The following is a 24,887-nucleotide window of genomic DNA, read 5'->3' as shown; positions in this document are numbered from 1 at the left end:
AGTATCTGACTATGTTTGTCATATAGTCAATACCGGTGCCAAAGAAATGTTTAGCATACAAACTGGAAACGAGGTTTTTTGTAAATGCTTATCGGATAGTAAGATAAAATGTTTTATGTTTCTCTTTATTATTTTGTGATGACAATTAACAAAAACCTCACATTAAATTAACATTAAAATTAGCAAGACAGTTTGACTTTATTTGTTAGAATGTCAGTTTGTTTAATGCCATTTCTGTCAGTTTTCTGCATATTTTTAATTTGCTCTGGCATTAATGTGGCACGCGTTTTTAAATAAATAACCAAGAAAACCTCTTTTTGATAAAAAAAAACTAAATTCATTAAACCTTTATGTCCGTTTAAAACGTTATTTAATTATGAGACTATTAATAGAGCGCAAACCGATAAAAGTATATCCTGATCCCAAACGTGTAATAGCCAGGTTTTTTTTTAATGGTGAGGATAGAGCGAAAGAAGTAATCAAAAGAGTTTTAACCTTATCAGATCAGGAAGTATTTGGTTTGATTTCCCCAATTTTACAAGAGTATTCCAAAAGACACCGGAACATTACCAAGATTCTTGCACGGCATTGTAAACAGATCAAACACTGTATAGAGGAAATGGAGATTGATTATGAGTCCCTGAGTAAATATCAGCGGCTTTTATTGGGCTCCTACTTCACACACGAGTATTCTATAGAATCTGCGGCCTTTTTTAATCCATCGGTAGTAGAAGATCCTGATCAATCAGAACTGGTTGAAGGGGAGAAAAGATTAATCATTAGTTTCAGAGCAGTAGGGGAAGGACATATTTCTTCTGTCGTGTTCAGAAGGGCATTGATAGACTGTAATGGGAATATCACAGTAAATCCTTCCGGAAATTATGTTGACGAAGCAGAAGTAGTCCGCAATGCAGTATATAATAAAAAACTCTTTTTCAAAAGAGCTGCGGATGCCATGATTGATCTGAATATTCTGGATGAAGTCGGTTTGAAATTAGAAGAAAAGTTCGACTATGCCATTCTAAGAAGAGTAATTGTCGATTCTAAAAATCTGCAGACTGATGATCTGAAGAAATTAGAATATGATAAAATACTCTGGCTTTCTGATACTTATCATGAGATTAGTTTTTCAAGGGATACTGACATTTCGGACCGTGTTATTTTTCCTATCTCAGAATTTGAACGTAAAGGGATAGAGGATGCGCGATTTGTCAGGTTTATCAAAGATGATGGGTCAGTGATCTATTATGCAACTTACACTGCATTTGATGGCGCTATGATCTTACCTAAACTCTTGCAAACTACTGATTTTTATGACTTTAAGGTAAGTCCGCTTCATGGAGCAGGCGCACAAAATAAAAACTTAGCCTTATTTCCGCGAAAAATTAATGGCAAATACGCCATGATGTCAAGAATTGACGGCTGGAACAACTACCTGATGTATTCAGATAAACTTACCGTATGGGATCATCCTGTGAAATTGCAGCAACCTCAGTTTCCGTGGGAATTTATTCAGATTGGAAATTGCGGCTCCCCAATTGAAACAGAAGCTGGCTGGTTAGTGATTACGCATGGCGTAGGTCCAATGCGCCGCTACTGTTTAGGGGCAAGTTTACTGGATCTGGAAGACCCTTCTATAGAAATTGGCAGGCTTACAGAGCCCCTTGTGATCCCTAATAACGATGAAAGAGAAGGATATGTGCCGAATGTCTTATATTCTTGCGGTTCAATTATCCACAATGGAGAATTGATTATTCCTTACGGATTATCGGATTACTGTTCTTCGTTCGCTTCAGTAAAAATAGAATTGTTACTCGCCAAACTTTTAAGTTCAGCTAGTGACAGGAAAACATCAAATGAAAATAAAACACCTGGTGAAAATAAAACACCGGGCGAAAACATAACACCGAATGAATATAAAACACTGAATGAAAATGAAGCAGCTAATAAAGCTGAAGAAAAACTATAGGATTTTCTGGTAGAGGCTTAAATAGTCCTCTACCATTTTCTCTTTAGAAAACTTGCGTTTCGCCCATTTGTGGCAGTCCATTCTTTGCAATTCAGACACCTTTGCCACCGCATCCACTGCTTCCTCTATATCTGCTACCAGGAAACCTGTTTTTCCGTGTTCGATCAGTTCCGGCATCGAGCCTTTATTGAAAGCGATTACCGGAGTTCCGCATAACATCGCTTCTGCTACACTTAATCCAAAGGGTTCAGCAAAATTAATCGGATGTAAAAGTGCTAATGCTCCTTTCAAAAGTTCATTGCGCTGATCCGGGCCGGCAGATCCCAGAAATACAATCTCTTCATTCAAATAAGGTTCAACGGCTTCTTGATAATAACGTTCATCCTGAATAATTCCGGCGATTAAAAGTCTTTTTTTACTCTTTATCGCGATTTGTATAGCTTCAGCCGTTCCTTTATCAGGATGAATCCTTCCGAAAAATAAGAGGTAATCATCAGGGGTGTCATTAAATTGAAAATCCTGGGTAACCAGGCCATTGTATACTGTGCCTAAATAATTGAGGGACGGATGGCGGTTCGCATCGCTGATCGATACATAATGGTTATGCCGGTTATATTTCTGGTAGACCTTTACAATTTTTTCTGATGAAAACCCATGAATTGTAGTTAACACCGGAGTTCTGATTAATCCGGAATAACTTAAAGGCAGGAAGTCAAAATGATTGTGAATTAAATCAAAATCATCTGATTGCTCCATCAGGTTACTAATATGAAGGCACTCTATGACTTTTGCATCCTGATGGCGATCTTCCTCGTAACCTGTCTTCACAACGCTTCTTAACTCGGCTGAAGTGATAGAATCGCCAGTGGCAAATAATACAACTTCGATTCCGGCAGCATGCAAGCCTTCTGTTAAATTAGAGGCCATTTGCTCCCACGGGCCATAATGACGGGGCGGTGTTCTCCAGGCTACGGGCGATAAAACAGCAACTTTCATTAAATAACCTCCTCTTTAGCTGTTACAGCATCAGGTTTAACACTATACTCATACTCAAATTCAAGTGATTTCAAGATCATCAGGTGAGAAATCCAGTAGGCCAGTGTACTTTCCGCGCCCTGATTTCTATTCACCCCATAATTCTGCAATCCGTCTCCGCAACCTTTGGTTTCATAATCATAAAGAGGCAGTCTGAGACTGTTCTCCCCTAAGAACCACTGATAGCTTAAATACATTTGGCGGATATATTTCAGATCGTGTGTAATCTCATAAGCCTTGAAATACAAGAGAACGATTGCCATAGTTTCTATCGCCTGCTGATCGTACTGCGCCATTTCCTTTTTATCTTTGAACAACCAGCCATCATTACCAACCGGGTTTAGATAGCCTTTCTCCAATGTTTTAGAAGTCAGGAATTCCATACTTTCCAGTCCGATAGCCAGAGAGTCCTGGTCATGGGTAGTCTCATAATGACACAGTAAAGCCAATGGTAAAATCGCATTGTCATAGGTCATTTTTTCTTCAAACCAATTCCACTGATCTGCTTTATGCGCTTTATAAGAGGCTTTTAAAGGGATAGCCAGTTGATTCAGTTCGTTAATAATATGTTCATCGCTCGGGTGAGCTTTTAAGAAACTGCTTAAACCAATCATGGTATTTGCCAGTCCTCTTAAATGTTTCAGCTGAGAGAAATGAGGAATAGATTTAATAAATAATTCAGTGGCAAATTCTCTGTAAGAATTATTAGGCGCATTGTTAATCAGGTAGCCTAGTGCCCAGATAGTCCTGCCGAAAGAATCTTCTGACCCCACTTCATCCAAATACTCCCTTTTAAAGCTCAGGAAATTTCTGAAATTACCATCATCGCACTGCATATATTGAATATAACTCAGGTAAACAGGCAGTAATTCTAAAGCTGCTTTACTCTTATTTTGCTGCCAGGCCAGGATCACCATAATCAACGCACGGGCATTGTCATCCAGACAATAACCTTCTTTGAGGTTAGGAATACCATATTTGGCATGTTGAACAATTCCAGTATCATCCGTTAAAAGCTTGATATGTGCCATACTAAAAGCAGGCATCATATCAGGGTCTATAATAGGTCTGATTTCCTCTTTCGCCTGGTTCGCATCTAATATGGCCTCATTTAAGGTTTCAATAAATACGTTACCTGTACTCGGCCAGCGCAAATGCAGCCCGTAGTTATAAGCATTTTCTTTCAGTTCTTTCAGTTGCTGCTGATTAGCAAACAGATCATTGACAATATTTGCCAGGGCATCTGAATCTTTAAAATCAAACAGTTTTCCGCGGTTATCTGCTAATAATTCCTGTGCATGCCAGTAGGGGGTAGAAATCACTGCAGCTCCTGCGCCAACAGCATAGGATAATGTCCCACTGGTAATTTGCGCCTCATTCAAATACGGGGTAATATACATGTCCGCTGCGGTGAGATAATCATATAATTCCTCTTCAGAAACAAATTTATTGATGAAGATCAGGTGATTTTCAACATTTAGTTTTTTTGCCAGGCGTTTCAGGCTGTCTCTGTATTCTTCGCCCGAGTTCCTGATTACACCAGGGTGTGTAGTTCCCAAGATAGCATATAACACATCCGGATTTTGGGCTGCTATTTTAGGGAGTGCTTCAATCACGGTTTCGAGCCCCTTATTCCGGCTGATCAGACCAAATGTGAACAATACCTTCCTGTTTTTAAAGGCAGGGGAGTTCTTGATCTCGTTCTCGCTTTTTGGTTCCAGATCAGGCACTCCATGTTCGATGAGTTTAATTTTATCTTCTGCTATTCCATAAATACTGGTCAGAAAATGTACCGCCCGGTTACTCATGACCACAATTTTCGAAGAATACTTTGCAATTTCCCTGATAATGGTCAGCTGCATATAAGACGGATCTTTGAGTATGGTATGGAGAATGGTAATGAGGGGTTTTTGTAAACGGGCAATCAGTGGTAAGATATATACGCCATTATCACCTCCATAAATGCCAAATTCATGCTCTAAAATGCACACATCTGTTAAGCTGGTATTGATATAATCGGCTGCTCTGATATAATCTTTTTGATTCTCTTGTCTGATGATGAACTGAACTTCCGGAGGATATTCGTAAGTAGTCAGGTCTTCAGTATCTGTCATTGCCACAACAAAGCTGTCTTTGGAAACTACTTCAGTATGGTGACCGATTGCTTTTAAAAGATTATTATTGAATGTAGCAATACCACATTCGCGCGGAGGGTAAGTCGATATATAAGCTATTTTCATTTTTGAAGTTATTGAGCCATTGTAAACGTTAGGTTTTAGAATTAATGGTGGTAGAAAGGGTTTTCTGATACAAATTGTTCAACAAAAACTATTGATTGATAGCTTTTGTTGAATGTTCGCTTTAATTGGAACGTATTTATCCCATAAAAGATAAGTTCAAGCCCTTACTTCTCTATAAAGCGAAATTTTGCGTTATTGTTTTGAATATTTCCTGCTGATGAGCAGATTAAACAATAGTGTGACACCAAGTGCTACAATACAGCCAGTTACTACGCATGATACCCGCTCTAAGGCCACATACCAGTGTTTCTCCTGTTCTTCTTGCAAAGTGATAATGACCACAGCAGCTAAAGCACTTTTTAAGGTATTGGTCATCCGCAGCGCAATGCCAATAAAGATGGTTAAAGACACGCCCAGACATAAAATAATCAAGCCAGAAGTATGTAGTGGATAAAGCGCAATTCCGGCCGCACAACCAATCATATTGGCTTTCATGCGGTCATAAGCCAGGGTATTGCTGTTGTCGGGAGAAAGGGATACGGCAACAGAGACCAGCGACCAGTAAAACGGATATTGGGGGAAATAATAATAGAGTGCGTAACAAATGATAACTCCGGTCAGACATTTTAATAAATAAATGAAATTGGTAGCGTATGCCTCCTTATTAATCTCTATGCTGTTCATTGCTTAAATCAATTGCGATGGCAATTTAGTAAAAAAAGAATGCTGATCTGCTATTCCTTAAACCGCCGGATGGCAAATTAAGGGAGAACTGATCAGCATTCTTCAGGAGACTATCTTAGGAAGCTGGTGTTTCTTTTTTATTATTCAGAAATACGAACTTGTTATCAAACATATCTAGTTTTATCCTACTGTCCTTATCAATTTTTCCAGCCAGTATCTCTTTAGATAGTTCATTTAATACACGTTTTTGAATCACTCTTTTTAAAGGTCGTGCTCCAAACTGCGGATCATAACCGAGTTCTGCCAGCCAGTCAAGCGCTTCGGGAGTAGCTTCAATTTCAACACCCATTTCAGCAAGTGTATCCTGAACGTGTCTGAATTGCAGTTCTGCGATATTTCTTACTTCAGAACGATTCAAAGGCGTGAACATGATCAATTCATCAATTCTGTTCAAAAACTCCGGTCTGATCGTCTGTTTTAATAATTCAAACAGCTCATTTTTGGTTTTCGCAATCACCTCGTCTCTGTTCGAATCATCCAGGTCCTTAAAGTTCTCTTGTATCAAATGAGAACCAATGTTGGAAGTCATGATGATAATCGTGTTTTTAAAGTTAACCAGCCGCCCTTTATTATCGGTTAAACGGCCGTCATCCAGTACTTGCAGTAAAATGTTAAACACATCAGGATGTGCTTTTTCAATTTCATCCAGCAGGACTACAGAGTATGGTTTACGGCGAACGGCTTCAGTAAGCTGACCCCCTTCATCATAGCCTACATATCCCGGAGGCGCTCCGATTAATCTGGAAACAGAATGCCTTTCCTGGTATTCACTCATATCAATTCTGGTCAATGCGTTATCATCGTTGAACAGGAATTCTGCCAGTGCTTTGGCTAACTCTGTTTTTCCGACACCAGTTGTACCTAAGAAAATGAAAGAACCTATTGGTTTACGTTTATCCTGCAAACCAGCACGGGAACGACGTATCGCATCAGATATGGCTTCAATAGCTTCATCCTGTCCGGCTACACGTTTATGCAGCTCATCTTCCAGATTTAAGAGTTTTTCACGCTCACTGGACACTAATTTCGTTACCGGAATTCCTGTCCAGCGGGCTACAACACCTGCAATATCATCCGCAGTAACTTCTTCTTTCAGCATACGGCCTTCGCCCTGCTGACTTTCAAGCACTACTTTTAGTTTTTCTACTTTATCCTGTGCTTCTTTGATTTTACCATAACGGATCTCTGCAACTTTTCCATAATCACCTGCACGTTCTGCCTGATCAGCCTCTAATTTATAGTTCTCAATCTGCTCCAATTCGTTATTAATGCCGTCAACGACATCTTTCTCTCCTTGCCATTTTGCTTTCAGCTCATCGCGTTCCGCAGAAAGGTTAGCAATTTCTTCCCCAAGAGATTTTACTTTTTTATCGTCATTTTCTCTTCTGATCGCTTCTCTTTCAATTTCAAGCTGCATAATCTTACGGTCCAGCTCATCTACATTTTCTGGTACACTGTCCATTTCTAAACGTAATTTAGAAGCGGCTTCATCCATTAAATCGATCGCTTTATCCGGAAGGAAACGGTCACTGATATAACGCTGAGATAATTCGACTGCAGCAATAATTGCCTCATCACGGATTCTCACCTTATGGTGTGTCTCATATCTTTCTTTTAATCCCCTTAAAATTGAAATTGCATCCTGGGTATCAGGCTCATCTACAACTACTTTTTGAAAACGACGTTCCAGCGCTTTATCTTTTTCCAGATATTTCTGATACTCGTTTAATGTAGTTGCACCGATGGCACGTAATTCACCACGCGCTAAAGCAGGCTTCAGGATATTTGCAGCATCCATCGCACCTTCGCCACCACCAGCGCCTACCAGTGTATGTATCTCATCTATAAACAGGATAATATCACCTTCACTTTGAGTCACTTCTTTCACCACAGCTTTCAGGCGCTCTTCAAATTCTCCTTTATATTTTGCACCAGCAATCAAAGAGCCCATATCCAGTGAATACACTGTTTTTGTTTTCAGGTTTTCGGGTACGTCACCTTTAATAATCCGGAAGGCAATACCTTCTGCAATGGCAGTTTTACCTACCCCGGGTTCACCGATTAGAATCGGGTTGTTTTTAGTTCTTCTGGAAAGAATCTGAATCACGCGGCGAATTTCTTCATCACGGCCAATCACAGGGTCCAGTTTTCCGGATTCTGCATATTCATTTAAATTCCTTGCGTATTTATTTAAAGCATTATAACTTGCCTCAGCATTCTGGTCAGTTACCCTGTTATCACCACGTAAAGCCGCAATAGCTTTTTTGAGGTCCTTTTCATTTACGCCCTGATCTTTTAATAGTTTAGAGGTACTGTCATTCACAGAAAGGATACCCAGTAATAAATGTTCTACAGAGACAAATTCATCCTTAAATTCTTTCAGATAATTTTGTGCTTTTTGCAGGGCAGAATTTGCACCGGATGATAAATAGCCATTGCTGCCACTTACTTTAGGGAATTTCGCGATCTGCTCATCCAGATTTATGTTGAGCGTATTTAAATTAACATTTAGCTTCTTTAAAACATAAGAAACTACATTTTCATCAACAGTAAGCAACCCTTTTAGCAAATGGGCCGTTTCAATAGCCTGTTGCTGATTACCCTGGGCTATTTCGGAAGCCTGTTGAACTGCTTCCTGGGCTTTTATAGTAAAGTTGTTGAAGTTCATGCAAATGTGCGAACAAAAGAAATGCCATAGTACAGGATCTGTGAACATCGGAAATAATGTCGCTAAAAGATATTTTTTACTGAATAAATGACTGGTTTTTAACGTTTTGTACTGAATTTTTGTCTGATTTTAAAAATAATTAAGATGCGTCTCCTGCTTTGTCTTTAATTTGAAAGCACAGACCAGTATTCAGGAAAGATGATGAATTTAAATTTTGAATGAGTTTCTTTGCATCAGAATGATTACGATTACCAATTAAAAAATAATACGAATACAATATAATGGAAAAAAACTTACTCAAAGGTGCCTTATTAGTAGGACTTGGTGCCTCAAGTTACGGTGCGTTGGCAACAGTGGTGAAGATGGCTTATGCGCATGGATTCAATACTGCGGAGGTGACAACTTCTCAGTTTACAATTGGATTTACGGGAATGCTTTTATTAAATATACTGATCAAAAATAAATCAAAAGCAAAAGAAGAAGCGCAGAAGGAGAAGGGATCAATTTTAAAATTAATGCTGGGTGGTACTTCTTTAGGGCTGACTAGTGTATTTTATTATTTTGCAGTGAAATATATCCCTGTATCTGTAGGGATTGTTTTATTAATGCAGTCTGTTTGGATGGGATTATTACTGGAAGCTGTACTGGAGAAAAAAGTACCTTCAGGCAGAAAAATAGTAGCAACAGTTATTGTGTTAATGGGAACAGCACTGGCCACCAATATATTCTCGAGTGTCCATAGTCTGGACTGGAGAGGGGTAGCCTGGGGTCTGGCAGCAGGAATATCTTATACTATATCTTTATTTGCTTCAAATAGTATCGCGACCCATATGCGTCCTTTAAAAAGAAGTTTATGGTTGCTTGCTGGTGGGTTAATTGCTATTGTTCTGATTTTCTGTACCAACTCTTATTCGAATTTTAACTTCGGTATTTTCTGGCCGTGGGGTTTGTTCCTTGCTTTTTTCGGAACAATTCTTCCTCCGATACTTTTTACCAGCGGAATGCCGCACACCGGGATCAGCCTGGGTACAATTGTAGCTTCTGTAGAACTTCCGGTTTCTGTGATGTTCGCTTATATTTTGTTAAGAGAGCCTGTTAATCTGCTGCAGTGGATTGGGATTCTGATGATTATCAGCGCCATTGTACTGATGAATGTGCAGAATTTAAAAAAGAAACCTTTGACCAGTTCTTAAGCTCCTTCTACAAAACCAATTATTCATTCTTAAAAGAAAGACTACAATTTGAAACGATTTACAATTGTGGTTTTCCTGCTTTTTTCATTTGCCGCATTTGGACAGACGCTAACTGTTTGTTCGTGGAATTTGAAAGATTTTGGAAAATCAAAGACCGATATACAAATAGATTTTATCGCACAGACACTCAGAAACTGTGACGTGGTTGCCATTCAGGAAGTCGTAGCCGGGCCGGGCGGGCCAATGGCGGTTGCGCGTTTAAGCGATGCGCTGAACCGTACAGGAACCAAATGGGCGTATACGATCAGCCATGGTACTTCGAGTGACAGGTATAGCAAAGAGCGTTATGCTTTTATCTGGAAAACCAGCAGAACTGAAAAAATAGGAGAGGCCTGGCTGGAGAAAAAATATAACCTTGAAATTACCAGGGAGCCTTATTTTGCAAGGTTCAAACTCGGCAAAAAACAGTTTACGCTGGTTACCATGCACGCGATTCCAAAAGCAAAACAACCAGAAACTGAGATTAAATATTTAAAGTATTTGCCAGAAAATTACCCTTCAGATGTATTGATTTTTTGCGGAGATTTTAATTTACCAGAATCACATTCGGTATTTAATCCATTGAAAGGGATGGGGTATCGTCCTGCTTTTACGAATCAAAAGACTTCCTTAAAGCAGAAATGTATCAATGGCAATTGTCTTGCTTCCGCTTATGATAACTTTTTCTATAACCAGGCGAAGATTAATTGTATCAATGCAGGGATTATTCCTTTTTTTACAGCGTTCGATGATTTGAAGGAAGCAAGAAGGGTTTCTGATCACGTGCCTGTGTTTTTTAAGTTTTCCTTGCTGTAAAAAGGGAAGGATAGTTTAACAACTGTCAGAGATCTATGTTGGGAAGGGGTTGGTAAGGCCAATAGCCTAACCAACCCCTTCCCAATATAGATCACTTCTACATCTTTAACTTATAAGTCTCAATTGACCGATTAATGTTATTACTTTGTAACAAAAATCTGTTTAAATGAATAAAGTTACGCCTAAGATCGATCAGGATATTAAAGTCACAGTTGATGCTATTGTTTTTGGATACAATCAGGAAAATGGTATCTCTGTGTTACTGATTAAGCGTAAAATTGAGCCTTTTCTCAATGAGTGGGCACTTCCGGGTGGTTTTGTACTGAATCATGAAACACTGGAAGAGGCTGTGGAAAGGGAATTACTCGAAGAAGCAGGGGTTTCTATAAATTATCTGGAACAACTCTTTACTTTCGGTAAGCCATCACGTGACCCGCGGATGCGCATTATTTCTGTTGCTTATTTTGGGCTGGTCAAATCTTCAGACTTCAGCTTATTTGCTTCCACAGATGCCTCAGAAGCTGCCTGGTTTAATAGTTATGATCTTCCGCCATTAGCTTTTGACCATAAAGAAGTGGTTGAAAAAGCTATTGCCCGTTTAAGAGCAAAAATCACTTACGAGCCCATCGGATTTGAACTGCTGGATTGCAAATTTCTTTTCTCTCATCTGGAGCAATTATACATGGAATTGTTAGGTCATGAAATTGACCGCCGTAACTTTAAACGTAAAGTCATGTCTTTAGGCCTGGTTATTGAACTAGATGAAAAGGCCCCGGCTTTAAGTGCCGGACGACCAGGAAAACTTTACTCTTTTGACAAAGAGAAATATAAGCAGCTTAAAGTTAATGGTTTCGATCTCAATAAACTCCTTTAGTATCAGTTGTTTATGAGTTGTTGATTTAATTTGCGTTAAAATAACGCAAATTAAATTTGCATAAGAAAAAATAAAGACTTTAATTTGTGTCATTATAACGCAAATAGATATGAAAGTATTAAATTTATCAAACGGATTTAAACCCTTCAATTCCTCTTTAGAGGAAATAGATGCTAAAAGCTTTTTATTTAGCGGTGGGGAAGTACACATCAAGTTACAGGGGAAAGCAGAAGAAGTGATGATTGCTGCGAGGCTTAATAATTCTGATGACATCATGAAGTTATTGCTGACTGTTGATGCACTACGCGGCAGCGGCAGTAAAAAAATCAGCGTACTGATACCTTATTTACCTTATGCCCGTCAGGACAGGGTGATGGTGGCAGGTGAGCCGCTATCAATTAAAGTGATGTGTAACCTGATTAACAGCTGCGGTTTTGATAAGGTGTATATCTTTGATGTACACTCAGAAGTATCTCTTGCCTTACTGGACAATTGTGAACTGATCACTAATTCAAGCCTGGCTAAACAAGTGCTGCAAGACCACACAGATTACCTGCTGGTTTCCCCTGATGCGGGTGCGCTTAAAAAAATCTATAAACTGGCAGAAGCTTTACAGTATACCAGTGACATCGTTTTGTGTAATAAGGTAAGGGATGTGAGCAACGGAAAAATCAAACAGATTACGGTTGATCAGGATGACCTTGGTGGTAAAGCTTGTTTTATCATAGATGATATTTGTGATGGTGGGGCCACCTTTATCGGAGTAGCTAAAGAATTAAAGAAACGCAATGCTGGTAAAGTCAGCCTGATTGTTTCTCATGGTATTATGTCTCATGGAGAAACGGAGCTTGCGGAGTGGATAGATCATATCTATACCACAGACTCTATTAAAGATAGTGAATCAACATTGATCAGCAGAATTCCATTAGCTGATCTGATCGAATTATAACTTAAAGAAATTAAAGATGAATAATATCCTCTTACAAACCGATGTTTACAAAATGGGCCATATGGAGCAATATGCTCCAGGATGTAATAAAGTATATTCTTATTTGACTGCAAGAAGTGATAAGAATTTTAAGGAGACTGTGTTCTTCGGACTTCAATATTATATCAAACAATATCTTTCTGAACCTATCACCAAAGAAATGGGTGAGGAGTTTCTGACTTACCGTAAACTGATTTTAGGAAGTAATTCTCCTGAAGTAGAAAGTAAAATCAGGGCACTGTGTGCATTAGGTTACTTGCCAATAGAAATCAAAGCTGTTGAAGAAGGCACGATTATGCCGGTTCAGAATGTGCTGATGACCATTACCAATACACACCCTGATTTTTACTGGGTAGTTGGATTTATGGAAAGCCTGCTGTTGAAATTATGGTACACGATTACTGTTGCTACCTGCAGTCATCAGTACCGTAAAATTGTAACCCGTTATTTCAATGAAACTGATGAGGTTGAAATGGAAGGCGCAAAAGATTTCCAGGTACATGATTTTGGATACCGTGGAGACGCGTCTGAAGAAGGTGCAGCAATTAGCGGGGTTGCGCATTTATTATCATTCCTGGGCAGTGATAATGTACCTGCACTGCCATGTGCGGTTGAGTATTATAATGCTGATATTAACGGGGCTCCGATTATGCTCTCTGTACCTGCAAGTGAACATAGTGTGATGTGTTCTTTTGGCAGAGAAGATGAAATCGGCGCTTTCCGTCATATGCTGGAATTATATCCAACAGGAATTGTATCTATTGTATCTGATACTTTTGATGTTTATAAAGTATTAACAGAGTTTGCTGAAATCCTGAAAGAAGATATTCTGAAAAGAGAAGGTAAAGTTGTTTTCAGACCTGATAGCGGAAATCCTGAATATATTATTTGTGGAAATCCGGAGGCAGAGCCAGGAACCAATGAATGGAAAGGTGCCATTCGTTTACTGGATGAGAAGTTCGGTTCTTCTTTAAATAGCAGAGGATACAAAGTATTGAATCCAAAAGTAGGGTTGATCTATGGGGATGGGATGTACCTGGAAAGATATATCAGAACGCTTGACCGTTTGAAAGAAATGGGTTATGCAGCCAGTAACCTTGTTATCGGAGTTGGTGGTATTTTAAGAAACCATAGCCGTGATACTTTAGGTTTCGCAATCAAAGCAACTTATGTAGAAGTTAACGGGGAACCAAGAGAAATTGAGAAAGATCCGATAACTGACCATAAAAAGAAATCATTGAAAGGAATGCTTTGCCTGAAAAAAGAAGGAAATGAATACCTGACTAAAGATCAGTGCAGCGCGGCTGAAGAAGCTGATTCTTTATTACAAGTGGTTTACAAAGACGGAAAACTGATGAAAGAAACCAATTTAGCGGAGATCAGGGAGCTGGTTAAAGCACAGGAAGAGGTTTTAACCGGCCAGGTATAAACTCCTGTTAAAAAAAAGAGCAAATAACTTATTCAGCTATTTGCTCTTTTTATACAATCCCGTTCAAAAGATGGGATTTTTTTTATTTTAATATCTCGCTTAAACGTTCAGTCTGATGATCTGCAAGTTTCTTTAAAGGCCCCGCAGCCAGCATTTTCATCATCATATTCAGGTCTGCTGAAATGATATGTGTAGCTGTTGTTGTACCATCACCATTATCCGCTACTGTCCATTTCAATTCTAAGTCGAAAGGAGCTTTCTCAGAAGGAATTGCAATTAATTCCTGGTTTTCCACTCTGCTGGAAATCTTAATCGCCAGTTTAGCCATATTTTGAATGGTAAAACTAGCATCATCTGCTGTAGAAGTCCAGTTGTAAATGTTTTCAGGCATTAACTGCTGGTGATTGTTCATGTCGGCTAAAAAAGCGTAAACTTTCTCTACCGGCTGGTTTACTGTGGTGGCACTTTCAATAACGGTCATTTTATACTGGGTTTTGGTCAAAATTCTGTCCCCACTCTGATGGGTTTCTGCGCCATTGGTTAAGAATATCTACATCACTTTGTGCGATAAAACTATTCTCGGCAGCGTACTGTATCAAGGTATTGTAGTTAGATAACGTTGCAAAACGACATTTAGCCTCTTTAAAGTTTTCTTCCGCAATGTCGAAGCCATAAGTGAAGATAGAAACTAAACCTGCAACAGACAAACCAGCATTTTTTAATGCGTGTACAGCCTGTAAACTACTTTTACCAGTAGAAACTAAATCTTCTACTACAACTACGCGCTGACCTTCAATGATTTCTCCTTCAATCAGGCTACCCGTTCCATGTTCTTTAGCTTTTGCTCTTACATAAACAAATGGTAATCCTAATTCCTGAGCAACTAATACACCCTGAGGAATACCAGCAGTGGCAACTCCGGCAATCACATCCACAGAACCAAATTCTTCCTGTATCAGCTGCGTAAGTTTCTGTCTGATGTATGTTCGAACTGACGGATGGGAGAGCGTTATCCTATTATCACAATAAATTGGGGATTTCCAGCCTGATGCCCAGGTAAAAGGGTTATTCGGCTGTAACTTTATTGCTTTAATTTGAAGTAAAAATTCAGCTACCTTTAATTCAATATCACTTTTATTATACATGCTCCAAAATTACTCAAAATAATACCTTTATTCCACAAAGGATTTGTCCTTTTTTTGCCACCGATTGATTATCAATGTGATAATTAGAAACCAGTGGGATTAAAACTAAATAATATTCGATTCCTCTTTGTATCGTGCATAATTTTTATACTTTTATTTCATAAACAAGCACACTGAACCAGCTTTTGGAAGCTGACATACTAACGATCATACCCATGAAAACTTACACCATTTACATAAACGACAATACACTGCTCATCGCGAACAAAGTGCCATCGCACACGGAACCTGTTGAACTGGTGGAGGAAAATGGATTTAACTTTGAAGCTTTCTATGAAGGCTTAAGTAAATTATCCGCCAAACAGTATGTATTGATAACTGCTGATCCAAAATCACTTTTTAAACAAATGAAAGCCGGCTTAACTGTGATTAAAGCAGCTGGCGGCCTGGTCATGAATGCAAAAGAAGAATACCTGTTTATCTTCAGAAATAAAAAGTGGGACCTGCCAAAAGGTAAAGTCGAAAAAGGAGAGGGTATTAAAGATGCAGGAAGACGCGAAGTTGAAGAAGAATGCGGCGTAAAAATCAATACGAACGATGAAAGGTTGTGCAAAACCTACCATGTATATGAAATGGGAACCAGGTTAGTCCTGAAAAGAACGAACTGGTACAGCATGACTGTGAAAGGAAACCCAAAACTGGTTCCGCAGAAAGAAGAAGGCATTACTAAAGCAGAATGGCTTACCGCAGCTGACCTTAAGCCAGTACTGAAAAATACTTACCCTTCTATTATTGACGTGCTCAAAGCAGGCAAACTGATCAAAGAGGAAGTGTCTAAAGAAAAAATAAAGCTTCCTTAGGAAGAAAAGGCGTTACATCACCATGGTTCCGGAGAATATCCCGGACTATGGTGGAGCTAATGGCCGAGTATTCAGGTTTGCTCAAAATAAAGATCGTTTCCATTTCCGGCATCATTGTCTGGTTAATCTGCGCGATGGCCCTTTCATATTCAAAATCACCCACAGAACGAATCCCGCGAATCATATAGGACGCATTGATCTTTCTGCAAAAATCTACCGTTAAACCCTCATAAGACTGAACTTCAATAGTATCGTAATCTGCAAATACCGCTTTTACGATTTCCTCCCGCACTTGTCCGGATAAAAAGCTCTGTTTAGAGCTGTTCAGCCCTATACCCACAATTACTTTATCAAATAATGGCAAGGCACGCTTCAAAATATCAGCATGTGCGATGGTTAATGGATCAAATGATCCCGGGAACAGGGCTATTCTCATAGTCTACGGCGTATAGTTAAAAAAGCTGAAAGAAGAATTGCCATAACGGCGGGTTTCTTTATAACCTGGCTGATCTTTTAATTTTAATAGAGAAGGATGTTCTACCACCAGTAATCCGTTTTCAGTCAGTAACTTATTTTTCGCTACCAATTGAGGGATCTGCGGAATAGTTGTTAAATCATAAGGAGGATCTGCAAATATGATCTGATAACTTTTAGTATGCTGTTCCAGAAATTTGAATACATCTGCTTTCTGCAGAGTAATTTCATTCAGCTCATACTTTTCAATAACTGATTTCAGCCAGAAGATACAGCCGGAGTGTTTATCGACAGCAGTTACTTCTTTTATCCCGCGTGATGCGAATTCAATACTGATATTTCCGGTGCCACTGAATAAATCCAGGACACTGCAGCTGTCAAAATCATAAGTATTGTATAAGATGTTGAAAAGGGCTTCTTTAGCCATGTCTGTAGTAGGTCTTACAGGAAGACTGGCAGGCGCATTCATGCGGATACCTTTTAATTTACCGCCAATTATACGCATAAGTCTAGAGCTAATAAGCTGCTGTAATAGTGAGCAGGCATATCATCTAAGATAGCATGATCAATATCATTGGCAGGAGGAAGGTTAAAATGGATGTGATTGAAATATTTATGCAGACAGGTATGGTAACCATCGTTCTGATGAATAATTCCACTGATTAATACAGGTGTGGTTGCCGGATCTAACTTTAATTCCTGGATCAATAAGACCAGGTAATAGTTAAATTCTTCCGCATTTTCCATCTGATAGGTATTCTGGAAGTGCATTCTGCCTTTATCCAGCAACAGGGCATTAAAAGAACCAACCGTGAAGTCCAGCAGTAAGGCATTGCCCTCCACACTTGTTGCCAATGCTAAAACAGGTGCATTCTGCTCGTAACGTGCAGCACTGGCCAGGAAGGTGTTTAAAGTTTGCTCCGTGAATTTCTCCAGGTTGAACACCGAAGTGAAACCAAAGCGCGCAAAAGCACGTGTATATAAAGTAGCTGACTGGTCTTCGCTGAAAAAGTTAGCGTAGGCATTCAGGTCCTGCTTACAGAAAAATTCATTGGGAACGGCAATAGTATTTGGCGTATAAACAGAAACCTTTATTTCCCTGAATGGTAATTTAAGATAGCTGTCATTTTTTAAAATAGTGGCCAGATCAGCACTGATGTCTTCACATTCCTGCTGATCAAATACAGCTTTTAACTGCTTGCTGTTTTTATCAATTATGGCATATGAAAAACTATCACCAGTAATTTTTAACAACAAATTACAGGCTGAGGCAGTATTAGGATCAAATTCCGGATCCACTAATAAAATGCTGTTTTTACTATTGTTCATCTTAGCAAAATTAATTCTTTTTTCTATAACAACACCATTGCATATTTGTAAAATGGATAAAGCCTCAATAATTGCCCAGTCTTACCAATTTCAACCCACTGCTGAACAGTTTGTTTTTTGCCAGCAAATGGCTGATTTTTTGTCTGGAGAGCTGGATAACAGGTGTTTCATCCTTAGAGGATATGCCGGTACGGGTAAAACTACTTCGGTTGCAGCACTGGTAAAGGTTTTGCCGAAATTTAAGCTCAGAGCGATTTTACTCGCTCCAACAGGGCGCGCTGCAAAGGTGATGACCAGTTATTCGGGACGGACTGCCTTAACTATTCACAAAAAAATATATCGGAAAAGGTCTGCCGTAGGGCTGGATATGTCATTTCAGCTCGCACCAAACCTTGCAGAAAATACTTTATTCATTATTGATGAGGCTTCGATGATCGCCGATGAGTGGAACACTAAAAATGGCTCTTCTTTTCTGAAAGATGTGATGGAGTTTATCTATAATGGTAAAAACTGTGCTGTACTTTTTGTCGGTGATACCGCGCAGCTGCCCCCGGTTGGGAGCATGGATTCTCCGGCACTGAATAAAGATTATGTAGCTCAGAACTTTGGATTAAGAGTTACAGAAACAGAATTGAGAGAAGTTGTCCGCCAGGGGAGGGAGTCGGGAATATTAGCGAATGCTTCCATGCTGCGGGACCTGATCAATGCCCATATTGAAAATATATCAGAAGGAAATGGCGAGGAGAAAGTAGCCTTGCCGCAGTTTTTTACAAAAGGCTATAAAGATATTTTCAGAATGACTGGAGTGAAGCTTGTCGAAGGCCTGGAATATGCTTACAGGAAATTTGATATTGAAAATTCGCTGGTGGTTTGCCGTTCTAATAAATCTGCGAATGTTTACAATCAGCAAATCAGGGCGCGATTATTATACCGGGAAGAAGAACTGACAGGCGGAGATCAGATCATGGTTGTCCGGAATAATTACTTCTGGTTGCCAGATAATGAATCGACTTCTTTTATTGCGAATGGTGATATGGCGAGGATCGTCAGGGTAAGAAATGAAGAAGAAAGATATGGTTTCAGATTTTCTGAAGTACAGCTTGAGTTTCTGGATTATCCGGAAGCTGGTCAGGTCACTTGTAAAGTCATGTTAGATACCTTACAGGCAGAAACACCTAATTTGCCTTATGAAGACAGCAAAAAGTTATTCGAAGGTTTAGTAGAAGATTATGAGCACATTACCAATAAGCGGGAACGGATGCTGGCCATTAAAGAAGACCCGTATTATAACGCCTTGCAAATTAAATTTGCGTATGCAGTAACCTGCCACAAAGCACAGGGTGGTCAATGGGATGCGGTATTTGTAGATCAGGGATACCTGACCGACGAAATGGTAGATCTAGAGTTTCTGCGCTGGTTATATACTGCCATTACCAGGGCTAAACAGGAATTGTTCCTGGTTAACTTTGCGCAGAACTTATTTAGAGATCCATCCGAAGAGCAGTACTAAAATCAGAAAACGGCTTAGTGTTTTGCGTCTTCAGTATGAGCAGCTTTTCTAAGAAAAGAAAAGTAGATTGCTGTAGTTGCTATAATTACGCATAAAGCAAGAACTATGAAAGTAACTTCTGCCGTTCCTAAACGTTCCGTATGTGCTGAAATCTCGTGATTTTCTAAAACTGTGGAAATAGTCATATTGTTTTTTTTTGTGAAGGTAATAAATATAAATTATTACCCCGTCATAAATAATACAATATGGGTATTGCGGCGAACAGGTTGGGTAATAAAATCAACGGTATGTGGCTGATTAATATCTAGTTTACAATACCCAGTTTTCCTCTATTGCTTTTCCTATTGGCGCAATTGGTAAGGTCACTGAGTTATTTGTTTGCAGCAAAACCTTCCATTCTCCGGTATATCTTCTTCTTGTAATCTCAAATGAGCCCTTTGGATGTAAGATTTTATAAAGATTAATGGTAGCTATTGGCTGTAATATACTGTATACATCATCTTCGATGTTAATTTTTAGAGTTCTCATAATTGGCTGTTAATAAATTGATTCCCATTGATATACGCAGGAACCTTGCCATGATCAGGTTTCTTAACATGACTGCTACAGAATATTAGTATTAATTTACGCATTTTTGTTACAAGTATTTTTAAGCTACAATGATTTAGCCATACGACATATTCAGACCGCGTAAATCATATATAAAACTATAAAGATAAATTGGAATTTTATCAAATGTTATCAACCTATGAATAAGAAATTATACTTTCTCCTTTTGCTATTATCAAACCTTGTTTTTAGTGAAGGGTTTGCACAAGATCAAAAATTTTTTAAAGTTATCCCGTTGGGTACCAGGGGCGGGCTGGATGAAAGTAATTTATCAGCTTACCTGATCGCACCAATTGGAAGTGATCATTTTATAGCGGCAGATGCAGGAACGATAAGACATGGAATAGATGTAGCGATCAGCAATCAATTATTTAAAGGACCTGCCGATGAAGTCTTACAAAATAACATTAAAGGTTACCTGGTATCTCATGCACATCTGGACCATGTAGCCGGATTAATCATGAACTCTCCCGATGATTCGAAGAAAAATATTTATGCTTTCCCGTCTGTCATTGAGGTATTGAGGGACAAATATTTTACGTGGAAGGCCTGGGCTAATTTTGCGAATGAAGGAGAAGCGCCACGTTTAAATAAATATACCTATGTGCCGCTTGAAGCGCAGGTAAAAAGAGACTTGACAGGGACAGAAATGCAGGTCACAGCTTTTCCTTTGAGTCATGGGCCTGGCTATGAAAGCACAGCTTTTTTAATCGGTCATCAGGAGCATTCCATATTATACCTGGGAGATACAGGAGCAGACGAAATTGAGAAAAATACACAATTAGAGAAACTCTGGAAACAGGTTGCCCCTTTGATTGTAAAGAACCAGCTTAAAGCCATATTCATTGAAACTTCTTTCTCTGATAAACAGCCAGAGAATCAATTATTCGGACATTTAACGCCACGTTTGCTGATGGTAGAATTAGCCAGACTGAGTAAACTCACAGGGGTTGAGGCTTTGCAAAAAGTTTCCATTGTGATTACACACATCAAGGCATGGGATAAAGAAGAAGCGTACCTGGTCAATGAACTGAAACAGAAAAATCAACTGAGCTTGAAACTCGTTTTCCCGGAACAGGGGAAATACCTGGAGTTTTAATGGTTTCTGCCACGCTCATCTTCATTTCCTGTTTCTCTGGTTTTGGCAGGTTTACTTCCAAAACGGTAACTCATGCTTAACTGTGCATAACGGTTAATCTGGAAGTTGGTAAACTGCTGTTTGATGCCATTCACATAAGTGGTTACAGAAGTTGCACTGCTTCTGAAAATATCATTGACATTAAAGGTGATGTTCAGGTTCTTTTTAAGCGCTAAGGCAGTTATGCCCAGGTCTAATTTATAAGAAGTCCCTGACCTGCTGATATGATCAATTTCCGGGAATTGATACCAGAAGTTAGCAGCCAGGGCAAAGGTTTTCTCTGCATTCAAATAAAAGGTATTGTTACTGGCGAGGTATAGGCCATAGCCTTTGATATTATTGAAACTGCTATTGCTGGAATTCGCATTGGTATGGTAAAAGGTGGCCTGGTTATTATTATCCAGCCAGCTGAAAAGTTTTAAAGCATAACTCTCAGTAATACCATATCTATAAGTTTTAATGAAGTTTAACGGGGTGGTATAAACCAGGTTGGTATCTGGTCTTGCAATCGTGACGTTTGTAAATCCATTATCGGTTACATTCAAAAACAGGGAAGAGGTCAGGTTGCTTTTATAGGTATGAGCGAGCTCGAAATTATTATTGTATTCGGGCTGTAAATAAGGATTACCCTGGCCATAACTATAAGCTGTAAATAACGACTTAAATGGATTAAGACTCCAGAAGGAAGGCCGGTTGATCCGCTTGCCGAGCGTAAAAGAGAAACTATCATCTTTGTCTGCCTGATAGGCAATTAATAAAGAAGGGAATAGTTTAACATAACTGTTATTTGTCGTTTGATTAATGGTATAAGAGTAGCCTTTAGTTTGTGTGAATTCGGTTCTCAGACCGCCCTGATACCTCCATTTGCCCTTTTCTTTATTCAGACTGGCATACAAGGATTGCGTGTTTTCTGTATAGTCGAACTCATTACTCAGGTTTGTATTGTAAACCAGCTCATTCGCATTTATCTTATTATAATAAAAAGCATTGCTGTAGTTATCAATAAAGCTCAGTTTACCACCAAATGATAATAAACCATAGCGGGTTGGCAATTCGGCATCGGCCTTAAAAGTATAAATATTGATATTTTGTTTATTCGTATCATAATACCGGGTATTGTTTACTGCATTGGATTGTCCGGGTAAATAACTGTTACTTTCAAAGTCAGAACGATCTGTGCGGTAATAATTGTAATAATCTGCATTTAAAGAAAGCTTTTTTCCGGTAGTATCAAATTTCACAATGGTGTGCATATTAACCGAATTGCTCAAAGCTACCGGATGATAAGTTGCATAGGTTTTTAATGTTGAATCCAGCTCCCCGGAATTGTTGTAAACCGGATTGTTCACGTGATCCGAGCCATCATAAACACCGCGGCCACCAAGATAGGATAGCCCGATAGTAGTTTTAGGGCTTAGTTTGTAATCGGCCCCTGCAATCACATTAATGTTATGATAGGTATAATCTCCGGTATCAGTTTGCAGCCAGGTTTGTTTAGGATAATATAAGTCGGTTTGGAACCCTTCTAAGTGGTGGTCTTTATCCAGGTTTACACTGCTGTAAACAGAGAGCTTTTCCGAGTTGTAGTTCAGGTTAGCACTACCATTCAGGGCGTAAAAATTACTTGTTCCATAAATGGTTTTCTGGTCATGTATCCAATGTTTACCATTCAGTTGTACGTTTCCGGAATAACCTTGTTTTTTGCTTTGTTTAGTTACAATATTAATCAGACCAGCATTTCCGTCTGCGTCAAAGTTTGCAGATGGATTTTTAATCAGCTCTATTTTTGAAATCTGGTTGGCAGACATCGATTTTAAATACCGCATCAGGTCTAAACCTGCAAGCTGAATAACTTGTCCATTGACCATTACTTTGAGCTGCCCTTTACCTGCACTGGAGATTTCGTTATTGCTCACTTTCACGCCCGGAATCTGGCTGACTGCGGTTAATCCATCGGTTCCTGTAGCGGTCACACTGCCGGAAACATTATAGGTGAGTTTTTCCGTATTCTGAATTAAAGCAGCAGGTTGGCCAGCGGTAACTGTCACTTCGCTCAGCTGATTATTTAAGGATTGTAACACTATTTTTATAGAGGTGTCGGCAGAAATAATCAGGTCAATAGTGCTTTTCTGAAAACCAATATAACTTGAACTCAGCTGATATTTACCTTTTTTTAAATTTCTGAAGACAAACAGACTTGAACTATCCGTAGTTACGGTCTGACTTTTTAAACGGGTTAAATCTGATAAAATGACTCCTGAGTAGGGTAGAGATAGGTTTTTCTGATCATTTACAGTGCCTGTAAGTTTATATTGGGCGAAAAGACTGCCACTTAAAAGCAGAAGTAACGTAACGGTAAGTATAGCTTTCAAAAGGATATATATTTGGATCGGTGAGCGAAAATTAAATATATAAAAAAACAGGAAACTTATGGTCTTGCTTAGCTGTAGATTTTATCCTTAATGTAGATAATCGGAAAGAAAATATAGAAAAAGAAAGAAGGGAGGTTTTCAGTAGCTATCAGAAAAAGATAAAGCGGCCATTTGGCCGCTTTATCTTTCTTAAGCTGCATAAGCAGCAATAAAAAGGGAAGAGCGCAATTAGAATTAAAGTTTGTCTAAACGTGATAAAGATGTAATCCCTTCGAGTTTTAAGCCTTTGGTAACCGCAGAAGTTGATGGGTTATATTGGTAGATATAGTATCCATCTGCCGTTTGTGCTGCAATAGAAACTAATCCATTTTCAACCAGGACATTTTCTGTAAAACTACCACTGATACTTTTAGGGATATTCAACTTGGTTTTAGTTTGGTTCACCACGTCTACTACGTAGTAATCTGCGATAAATCCAACGCTATAAGATTTATAGTCGGTAATCTGAGTTTTATCAATGAATTTTACGATTGCTTTTCCGTTACCGATATAAAATAATCCCATTGCTTCTTCTTTATTTCTGTCTGTTATTTCATAGAAATAATCAGGATCAATTTGTGAAGCTCCATTTTTTACACGGTAGATACCGAATGGCTTATTTTTATTCGAAGTTGTCCAGATATTTGGAGACGCAATAAAATAAGAGTTCCCATTTTCTACAAATGAGTTTGGCATATTTAAAGAATAATGTTCAGGTAAAGTGAATCTTGTATCTTTTGTTACCTTCACGTTATTCATTGCAGGATAATCAAATGTTGCCAGGTAAGTTGTATCTACTGAAAGGTTGTCACCAGCATTTGCATTTTGTGTATAGGTAAGATTTACCTTGTTGTCAGTAATTGTAGCGGCATACCCCCAGAAATAGTGATCTTTAAGTAGTCCCGGAACATTTATTTTACCGCTGGCAGTAATGGCCATCGTTTCTACATTAAGAATGGCGTATTCAAATTGTATTGATCCGTTCGAACTAAAAAGAACAAGCGTTTTATCATCCTTCCATTTGTAGAAACTAGCATAATATGCCCAGCTGATCTGAGTAAAAGGAATTTCTTTAACAATAGTATTGATCTTATTGTTAGAAGTATACTTAACCAGGTTGCCTGCATCGTTCAATCCATAATAAAATCCGTTTCTGGCGGTAATTGTAGTCAAAGTCGTTGCTACTCCTGTTCCTACCAGTGTTGCAGTGCCACTTGTTAAAGAGCCTGCCTGCAAAATATATTCAGCAGCAGGTGATCCTGAGGATACTCTCAGACTGTAAGTACTTTGAACTACAGGAGGATTTTCATCCGTTGTTTTGCTGTCGTTTTTTTTACAAGCGGAGAGTCCTGAGATAAGTACGACTGACGCGAGTAAAGGGAAAAATTTATTGACTGTTTTTAACATGATGTTGAG

Annotated in this window: 22 protein-coding genes; 9 read left to right on the top strand and 13 right to left on the bottom strand. The window is 38.9% G+C overall.

The features are described from left to right. Positions 1-376: 376 nt before the first annotated feature. On the top strand, positions 377-1,969 hold the full coding sequence (locus LY11_RS02470) for a glycoside hydrolase family 130 protein (RefSeq protein WP_111632129.1): 1,593 nt from the start codon (positions 377-379) through the stop codon (positions 1,967-1,969). On the opposite strand, the gene LY11_RS02465 is transcribed toward LY11_RS02470, so the two are convergent. From LY11_RS02465 to clpB, 4 genes are all read right to left on the bottom strand, one after another. After that, positions 1,964-2,965 (bottom strand): glycosyltransferase family 4 protein, encoded by a 1,002-nt coding sequence (locus LY11_RS02465; protein ID WP_111632128.1) that lies wholly within the window; start codon positions 2,963-2,965, stop codon positions 1,964-1,966. The genes LY11_RS02470 and LY11_RS02465 overlap by 6 nt on opposite strands. After that, on the bottom strand, positions 2,965-5,244 hold the full coding sequence (locus LY11_RS02460) for a glycosyltransferase family 4 protein (protein WP_111632127.1): 2,280 nt from the start codon (positions 5,242-5,244) through the stop codon (positions 2,965-2,967). Before LY11_RS02460 ends, LY11_RS02465 begins: the two co-directional genes overlap by 1 nt. 192 nt (positions 5,245-5,436) lie before the next feature. Next, positions 5,437-5,928 (bottom strand): FUSC family protein, encoded by a 492-nt coding sequence (locus LY11_RS02455; protein WP_111632126.1) that lies wholly within the window; start codon positions 5,926-5,928, stop codon positions 5,437-5,439. Between the two features lie 115 nt (positions 5,929-6,043). Next, positions 6,044-8,656 carry an ATP-dependent chaperone ClpB gene (clpB, locus tag LY11_RS02450; protein ID WP_111632125.1) on the bottom strand — a complete coding sequence of 871 codons (2,613 nt, stop codon included), beginning with the start codon at positions 8,654-8,656 and terminating at the stop codon, positions 6,044-6,046. A gap of 281 nt (positions 8,657-8,937) precedes the next feature. Here clpB and LY11_RS02445 point away from each other — a divergent pair, with 281 nt between their 5' ends. From LY11_RS02445 to LY11_RS02425, 5 genes are all read left to right on the top strand, one after another. After that, positions 8,938-9,849, top strand: a complete 912-nt coding sequence (locus LY11_RS02445) for an EamA family transporter (protein WP_111632124.1) — start codon at positions 8,938-8,940, stop codon at positions 9,847-9,849. Positions 9,850-9,897: 48 nt separating this feature from the next. Next, positions 9,898-10,704 (top strand): endonuclease/exonuclease/phosphatase family protein, encoded by an 807-nt coding sequence (locus tag LY11_RS02440; RefSeq protein WP_111632123.1) that lies wholly within the window; start codon positions 9,898-9,900, stop codon positions 10,702-10,704. 166 nt (positions 10,705-10,870) lie between these two features. Continuing rightward, positions 10,871-11,578, top strand: a complete 708-nt coding sequence (locus tag LY11_RS02435; protein ID WP_111632122.1) for an NUDIX hydrolase — start codon at positions 10,871-10,873, stop codon at positions 11,576-11,578. A gap of 109 nt (positions 11,579-11,687) precedes the next feature. Further along, a complete protein-coding gene (gene prs / locus LY11_RS02430; protein WP_111632121.1) occupies positions 11,688-12,527 on the top strand; it encodes a ribose-phosphate diphosphokinase in 840 nt (279 codons plus the stop codon). Positions 12,528-12,543: 16 nt separating this feature from the next. Then, positions 12,544-13,995, top strand: coding sequence for a nicotinate phosphoribosyltransferase (locus tag LY11_RS02425; protein WP_111632120.1), 1,452 nt, complete (start codon positions 12,544-12,546; stop codon positions 13,993-13,995). Positions 13,996-14,077: 82 nt separating this feature from the next. Here the strand turns inward: LY11_RS02425 and LY11_RS02420 are convergent, their stop codons facing one another. Beyond that, positions 14,078-14,476, bottom strand: coding sequence for an SRPBCC family protein (locus LY11_RS02420; RefSeq protein WP_111632119.1), 399 nt, complete (start codon positions 14,474-14,476; stop codon positions 14,078-14,080). A 1-nt stretch (position 14,477) separates the two neighbouring features. After that, positions 14,478-15,140, bottom strand: a complete 663-nt coding sequence (pyrE, locus tag LY11_RS02415) for an orotate phosphoribosyltransferase (protein WP_111632118.1) — start codon at positions 15,138-15,140, stop codon at positions 14,478-14,480. A gap of 215 nt (positions 15,141-15,355) precedes the next feature. Here pyrE and LY11_RS02410 point away from each other — a divergent pair, with 215 nt between their 5' ends. Beyond that, the gene (locus LY11_RS02410) at positions 15,356-16,000 is read left to right on the top strand and encodes an NUDIX hydrolase (protein ID WP_111632117.1); all 645 of its coding nucleotides are present in this window, start codon (positions 15,356-15,358) and stop codon (positions 15,998-16,000) included. Here LY11_RS02410 and coaD read toward each other — a convergent pair. The 3 genes from coaD to LY11_RS02395 are packed head-to-tail and all read right to left on the bottom strand — an operon-like array spanning position 15,975 to position 17,803. Continuing rightward, positions 15,975-16,436, bottom strand: coding sequence for a pantetheine-phosphate adenylyltransferase (gene coaD / locus LY11_RS02405; RefSeq protein ID WP_111632116.1), 462 nt, complete (start codon positions 16,434-16,436; stop codon positions 15,975-15,977). The two genes, LY11_RS02410 and coaD, sit on opposite strands and share 26 nt — an antisense overlap. A gap of 3 nt (positions 16,437-16,439) precedes the next feature. Then, entirely contained in the window at positions 16,440-16,979 is a 540-nt protein-coding gene (locus LY11_RS02400) for an RsmD family RNA methyltransferase (RefSeq protein ID WP_111632115.1), read from the bottom strand. Beyond that, positions 16,970-17,803 (bottom strand): DUF3822 family protein, encoded by an 834-nt coding sequence (locus LY11_RS02395; RefSeq protein WP_111632114.1) that lies wholly within the window; start codon positions 17,801-17,803, stop codon positions 16,970-16,972. Before LY11_RS02395 ends, LY11_RS02400 begins: the two co-directional genes overlap by 10 nt. A 52-nt stretch (positions 17,804-17,855) precedes the next feature. Here LY11_RS02395 and LY11_RS02390 point away from each other — a divergent pair, with 52 nt between their 5' ends. After that, entirely contained in the window at positions 17,856-19,313 is a 1,458-nt protein-coding gene (locus LY11_RS02390) for an ATP-dependent DNA helicase (protein ID WP_111632113.1), read from the top strand. A gap of 14 nt (positions 19,314-19,327) precedes the next feature. Here LY11_RS02390 and LY11_RS26605 read toward each other — a convergent pair whose 3' ends face one another. After that, positions 19,328-19,498, bottom strand: coding sequence for a hypothetical protein (locus LY11_RS26605; protein WP_157287946.1), 171 nt, complete (start codon positions 19,496-19,498; stop codon positions 19,328-19,330). A gap of 124 nt (positions 19,499-19,622) precedes the next feature. Further along, positions 19,623-19,841, bottom strand: a complete 219-nt coding sequence (locus LY11_RS02385; RefSeq protein WP_111632112.1) for a hypothetical protein — start codon at positions 19,839-19,841, stop codon at positions 19,623-19,625. 220 nt (positions 19,842-20,061) lie between these two features. Between LY11_RS02385 and LY11_RS02380 the strand changes: the two genes are divergently transcribed. Next, entirely contained in the window at positions 20,062-21,021 is a 960-nt protein-coding gene (locus LY11_RS02380) for an MBL fold metallo-hydrolase (protein WP_111632111.1), read from the top strand. Here LY11_RS02380 and LY11_RS02375 read toward each other — a convergent pair. Both LY11_RS02375 and LY11_RS02370 read right to left on the bottom strand, forming a co-directional pair. Beyond that, the gene (locus tag LY11_RS02375; RefSeq protein ID WP_111632110.1) at positions 21,018-23,432 is read right to left on the bottom strand and encodes a TonB-dependent receptor domain-containing protein; all 2,415 of its coding nucleotides are present in this window, start codon (positions 23,430-23,432) and stop codon (positions 21,018-21,020) included. The two genes, LY11_RS02380 and LY11_RS02375, sit on opposite strands and share 4 nt — an antisense overlap. Positions 23,433-23,666: 234 nt before the next feature. Next, the gene (locus tag LY11_RS02370) at positions 23,667-24,878 is read right to left on the bottom strand and encodes a hypothetical protein (protein WP_111632109.1); all 1,212 of its coding nucleotides are present in this window, start codon (positions 24,876-24,878) and stop codon (positions 23,667-23,669) included. Between the last annotated feature and the right edge of the window lie 9 nt (positions 24,879-24,887).

The sequence above is a fragment of the Pedobacter cryoconitis genome, assembly GCF_003259615.1.
GTDB lineage: Bacteria > Bacteroidota > Bacteroidia > Sphingobacteriales > Sphingobacteriaceae > Pedobacter > Pedobacter cryoconitis.
This window is presented reverse-complemented; position numbering and strand designations above follow the sequence as displayed.